This window comes from Candidatus Deferrimicrobiaceae bacterium (genome assembly GCA_035256765.1).
GTDB lineage: Bacteria > Desulfobacterota > Deferrimicrobia > Deferrimicrobiales > Deferrimicrobiaceae > CSP1-8.
The window spans coordinates 1-5,388 of sequence record DATEXR010000256.1; the positions used below are offsets into that span (position 1 = coordinate 1).

The 5,388-nt window shown below is 68.6% G+C and carries 5 protein-coding genes; all 5 read left to right on the forward strand.

Features of this window, described 5'->3' with window-relative positions; genetic code table 11:
* Positions 1-813 (forward strand): decarboxylating 6-phosphogluconate dehydrogenase (gnd, locus tag VJ307_08525; GenBank protein ID HJX74186.1); only part of this gene is annotated, 813 nt, incomplete at its 5' end.
* Positions 806-2,359: a glucose-6-phosphate dehydrogenase gene (zwf, locus tag VJ307_08530; protein HJX74187.1), complete on the forward strand. Its 1,554-nt coding sequence runs from the start codon at positions 806-808 to the stop codon at positions 2,357-2,359. The genes gnd and zwf, both read left to right, overlap by 8 nt.
* Positions 2,360-2,866: 507 nt before the next feature.
* Positions 2,867-3,667 (forward strand): 6-phosphogluconolactonase, encoded by an 801-nt coding sequence (pgl, locus tag VJ307_08535; GenBank protein HJX74188.1) that lies wholly within the window; start codon positions 2,867-2,869, stop codon positions 3,665-3,667.
* Positions 3,664-4,653 (forward strand): glucokinase, encoded by a 990-nt coding sequence (gene glk / locus VJ307_08540; protein HJX74189.1) that lies wholly within the window; start codon positions 3,664-3,666, stop codon positions 4,651-4,653. The genes pgl and glk overlap by 4 nt, the downstream gene beginning before the upstream one ends.
* Positions 4,650-5,123 carry an RpiB/LacA/LacB family sugar-phosphate isomerase gene (locus VJ307_08545; protein ID HJX74190.1) on the forward strand — a complete coding sequence of 158 codons (474 nt, stop codon included), beginning with the start codon at positions 4,650-4,652 and terminating at the stop codon, positions 5,121-5,123. The genes glk and VJ307_08545 overlap by 4 nt, the downstream gene beginning before the upstream one ends.
* The last annotated feature ends 265 nt before the right edge of the window (positions 5,124-5,388 follow it).

A 5,388-nucleotide genomic window follows, 5' to 3' on the forward strand; every position in this document is an offset into this window, starting at 1 on the left:
GCCCGCGAGGGGGCTGTCCCGGCCACGTCGGTGGCCGATGCGGCCGGGAAGCTTTCCCCCCCGAGAGTGGTGTGGCTCATGGTCCCCGCCGGCCCCCCGGTGGACGAGAACGTGGAACTTCTCGCCGGAACCCTCGAGGCCGGGGACGTGGTCGTGGACGGCGGGAACTCGCTTTACAAGGAGGCGCCCCGCAGGGCGAAGCTGCTTGCCGGGCGCGGGGTCCGGTTCCTCGACGCCGGTACCAGCGGTGGGATCTGGGGACTTGCCGAGGGGTACTGCCTCATGGTCGGAGGGGACGAGGAGGCCTTCCGTGTCGTGGCCCCGGTCCTCGAAACGCTTGCCCCGCCTAAGGGATACGCCTATATGGGCCCCCACGGCGCCGGACATTTCGTGAAGATGGTCCACAACGGCATCGAGTACGGCATGATGCAGTCGTACGCCGAGGGGTTCGAACTGCTGTCGTCGGCTCCCTATTCGCTCGACCTGCGGGCGATCGCCTCCCTGTGGAACCAGGGGAGCGTCGTCCGGTCTTGGCTTCTGGAACTTGCCGAACGGGCCCTGGAAAAAGACCCAGAGCTTGCGATGCTCTCCCCATACGTGGACGATTCGGGGGAGGGACGCTGGACGGTCGAGCGTTCCATTGAGGCGGGGGTCCCTCTTCCCTCCATCGCCCTTTCCCTTTACATGCGGTTCTTTTCCCGGCAGGACAATTCCTTCGCGATGCGGATGCTGGCCGCGCTTCGCAACGAGTTCGGGGGACACGCGGTGAAGGCGGTGTCGAACGGGAAAAAGAAAGGGAAGCGGGATGGCTGAGGAGAGGAAAATTCCGGTCGAGACGGCCCTCCCCCCCGAGGCGTTGGCCGCCGCGTTGCCCCCGCCGTGCCTTCTCGTCATCTTCGGGGCTTCGGGGGACCTGACGAAGCGGAAGCTCGTCCCGGCCCTGTACGGCCTCTTCCGGGAAAAGCTTCTCCCGGAAGGGTTCGCCGTCCTGGGGGTATCGCGCACCCCGTACACCGACGACGCGTTCCGGGACTACCTCAGGGACGGTACCCCAGAAAGCGAGGCAGGGAAGTTCGACCCGGCCTCCTGGGACGCCTTCGCGAAACGGCTCTATTACCAGCCGGGGGACATCGGGGACCCGGAGAGCACCAGGACGTTGGCCGGGCGGATCCGCGCCGTGGCGAAGGAGCGGGGGGTCCCGGGGAACCTCATCTTCTACGCCTCCGTCGCGCCGAAGTTCTACGCGCCCCTCGTTCGCCGGATCGGGGAGGCCGGTCTTGCCACCGCATCGGAGGACCTGCCCGGTTACCGCCGCGTGGTGATCGAGAAGCCGTTCGGCCACGATCTGGCGAGCGCCCAAGAGCTCACGAAAGTGGTCTCGGGCGTATTCCGGGAGGACCAGGTCTACCGGATCGATCACTACCTCGGAAAGGAGACGGTCCAGAACATCCTGGTCTTCCGGTTCGGCAACGAGATCTTCGAGCCGGTCTGGAACCGGAACTACATCGACCACGTCCAGATCACGGTGGCCGAGACGCTGGGCGTGGAGGGCAGGGGCGACTATTACGACGGCGCGGGGGCGGTGCGGGACATGATCCAGAACCACCTGCTGCAGCTCCTCACGCTGGTGGCGATGGAGCCCCCGATCTCCCTCTCCGCCGAGGACGTGCGGGACGAGAAGCTGAAGCTTCTCCGCTCGATCGAGCCGATCCCCGACGAGGCCGTGGGCGACGTCTGCGTGCGGGGCCAGTACGCCGCCGGGGAGATCGGCGGGGAGAAGGTCGTCGCGTACCGCCAGGAGAAGGACGTCCCCCCGGGGTCCCTGACCGAGACGTACGCCGCATGGAAGCTGTCGATCGACAACTGGCGGTGGGGCGGGGTGCCGTTCTACCTCCGCACGGGGAAGCGCCTGGCACGGTCGGTCTCCGAAATCGCGATCCGTTTCCGCCCCGTTCCCTACCTCCTCTTCGGAGACACAGCGTGCGGCCAGCTGGAGTCGAACCTCCTGGTGCTCAACATCCAGCCTGAGGAGGGGATCTTCCTCAAGGTGGGAGCGAAATCCCCGGGGCCCTCGATCTGCGTGCAGCCGGTGGAGTTCCAGTTCACCTACGAGCGTGCGTTCGGGGCCAAGAGCCAGCCCGCCTACGGAAGGCTTCTGCTCGACGCGATGCTGGGCGACACGACGCTCTTCCCGAGGGACGACACGGTGGGGATCTCCTGGTCGCTCCTCAGCCCCCTCCTCTCGCGGTGGGCGGAGAACCCGGGGCGCGACCTGTTCTTCTACCCCGCGGGGAGCCAAGGCCCCAAGGAGGCCGACAAGATCCTTGCCCGGGAGGGGAGGCAGTGGCGGATCCCGTGACGAAATACTCCGCTTCATAAATATGGCAACATATTTGTGCGTGCCTCCCGGTGGCAAGGGGCGCAGCGGGGCCGATGACCGCCCCTGAAGCGGGGGATCCGCGAGCGGAGCAGCCGCAGGAGGGGGTATGAGCGGAGCTTTTCGGGGAGGAAGGGCAAGCGCAGACGTGCGGATTCATCGCACGTCGAGCGACGAAGCGAAGACCCCCTCCGAGGCAGCGGAGCCGGGAAGGAAGGCGGAAATGGGGTCGAGCGGAATTGGCAGCGAGCGGGCGCCGTTTCGCAGGTGCCGAAAGAGCGCAGCAAGCCGAAGGAGAGGGAGCGCAGCCGTGCAGGTTCCCCGCACGGCGAGCCACGAACGGAGTCCCCCTCCGAGGCTGCGGAGCGATAGCCGCCCGCGAGCCCCCGGCACCGGGAGGGGAAGCGCCTCATGGAATCGGCCCGATAGGAGACCGTAATTACGAAACGCAGCACTAAGGGACAGGGCGAACCGTCCGGGAGGCTCTTCGTGCTTCCCTCGCCGCAGGAACTTGCCAGGGCGGCGGCAGGGCGGCTGTGGGGGATCGCGCGGGATCGCGCGGCGGCATCGGCGAGGGCCGGGAAGGGGAGGGGGACGGTTTCCATCGCCCTCTCCGGGGGGAGGACCCCCCGCCTCACGCTCGAGGTCCTCTCCTCCGAGCCGTACCGGGGCCGGTTCCCGTGGGACCTCGTCCATTTCTACCAGGTCGACGAGCGTTGGGTTCCCCCCGGCGACCCGGCGAGCAACCGGCGGATGCTGCGGGAGTGCCTCCTTTCCCGTGCCCCCGTCCCCCCGGACCACTTCCACCCGGTCGACACCGCTCTTTCCGACCCTGGGGAGGGAGCGCGCAGGTACGAGGAGATGCTTGGGTGTGCCTTTCGGGGGACCCCCGGGGGCTTTCCGCGGTTCGACGCGATCCTGCTCGGGCTGGGCGCGGACGGCCACACCGCGTCGCTTTTCCCCGGGTCCCCCGCCCTGGAAGAAAAGACCGCCTGGGTGGTGGAGGCCGAAGGGGGGGACCCGCCCGTCCCCCGCGTCACCCTGACGCTTCCCGTTCTGAACGCCGCCTCTCAGGTCATCTTCCTGGTGAGCGGTAAAGAGAAGGCCGCGGTTCTGGCGGACGTGCTTTCGGGAAGGAGAGGGGAGCTGCCCGCCTCCCGGGTTTCCCCGCGCAGGGGAAAGGTCACCTTCCTTGCCGACGCCGCAGCCGCGTCGCTCCCCGGAGTGAAGTCCCCGGCGGCTCCTGAGGGGAACGGGGACGCGCGGAAGAAAAAGGGGGGCGCCTTTTGAGGATCCTTGCCGGAGACGTGGGAGGGACGAAGACGAATCTCGCGCTCTATCTCCGGGAAGGAAGCGCGCTGCGCCGGGAGGAGCTGCGGTCGTTCCCGAGCGGCCGGTACCCCGCTCTGGAAGCGATCCTCGCGGAGTTTCTCGCCGGCAGCCCCGGGGTCGACTCGGTCTGCATCGGCGTGGCGGGCCCGGTGGTGTCCGGGCGGAGTCGGGTGACCAACCTCCCCTGGGTCGTGGACGGGGATTCGGTGAAAAAGGCCGTCGGGGCGAGGCGCGCCTACTTGATCAACGACCTGCAGGCGACCGCCTTCTCCGTCCCGTTCCTTTCCGGGGAGAGCCTGGCCGTCCTCCAGGGCGGTGAGGCCGAGCCGCGGGGGACCATCGCGGTGATCGCCGCGGGGACCGGCCTCGGCGCGGCGTTCCTCGTGTGGGGCGGTGCGGGGTACCTGCCGGTCGCCTCGGAGGCCGGGCACGCCGATTTCGCCCCCCGGGACGAGCGGGAGATGCGGCTGTTCCGATACCTGAAGGGCCGGCACGGTCGCGCAAGCGTGGAGCGGGCGCTGTCGGGCCCCGGGCTGCATGCGGTCTACCGGTTCCTGCGCGAGTCCGAGAAGATGGCGGAATCCCCGGAGGTCGTTGCCCGTCTCGCCGCGGAGGACCCGCCGCGCGTCATCGCGCAGGAGGGGATCTCCGGGGGATCGGACGCATGCCGCGAGGCCCTCCGGGTCTTTTCCTCCCTCTACGGGGCGCAGGCGGGGAACTTCGCCCTCCAGGTGATGGCGATGGGCGGGGTGTACCTGGGAGGGGGGATCGCTCCCGCGATCCTGCCGGCGCTCTCGGAAGGACCGTTTCTCGAATCGTTCCTCGCCAAGGGGAGGTTCCGGGAATTTCTCGCGAGGGTGCCGGTCCGGGTGATCCGGGACGACAAGGCCGCGCTGCTCGGCGCGGCCCGGTACGCGTTCGCGGGGGAGGGGGTGGACGGTTGACGCCGGCCCGAAAACCGATGCGGGTCGTCCTGGCCGCCGACCACGGGGGAGTGGCGATGAAGGCGGACCTTCTCCGGTTCCTTTCGGGCAAGGGGTACGCGGTCCGGGACCTGGGGACCGGTACCCCCGACCCGGTCGATTACCCCGATTACGGGTTCGCCGCCGCCGCGGCGATCCGGAGGGGGAAAGCCGACCGGGCCGTCCTTCTCTGCAAGTCCGGCATCGGGATGGCGATCGCCGCGAACAAGTCGAGGGGGGTGCGGGCGGCGCTGGTGTCGACCGTGCCGGACGCGGTGCTCTCCCGGCGCCACAACGACGCCAACGTGCTCGTCATGGGCGCGCTCGAGATCCCGCCCCGCAGGGCGCGCCGCATCGTGGCGGCGTGGCTCGCGGCCCCCTTCGACGGGGGGCGCCATCGCCGCCGGGTGGAAAAGATCCGGCGCTTTGAACAGGTCCACTGGAAGGATTAACCCGAATTTCCCACCAGGCTTCTGCTGCGGCGGCGGATACGGGCATGCCTGCTGCGTTGCGCTCGGTCGGGCTCCTCGACGTAGTGTCGACTACGTCTCCGGGGCCCTCGGTCGCGCGCCTTGCATCCACGCCCGTCTCCACCGCCTCGCGACGAACCCTGCTCAGAAAATAACCCTCGATGGACGGAGGGCTGATCTTCTTTATGTTGTACCTATCAGCGTCAAGCCGCCGACTCCACGGTGACCCTTTGACCCATCTGCTCCA

Excerpts from the sequence above, each read along its gene's own strand:
- zwf (HJX74187.1), top strand. The coding sequence starts at position 806 with ATGGCTGAGGAGAGGAAAATTCCGGTCGAGACGGCCCTCCCCCCCGAG.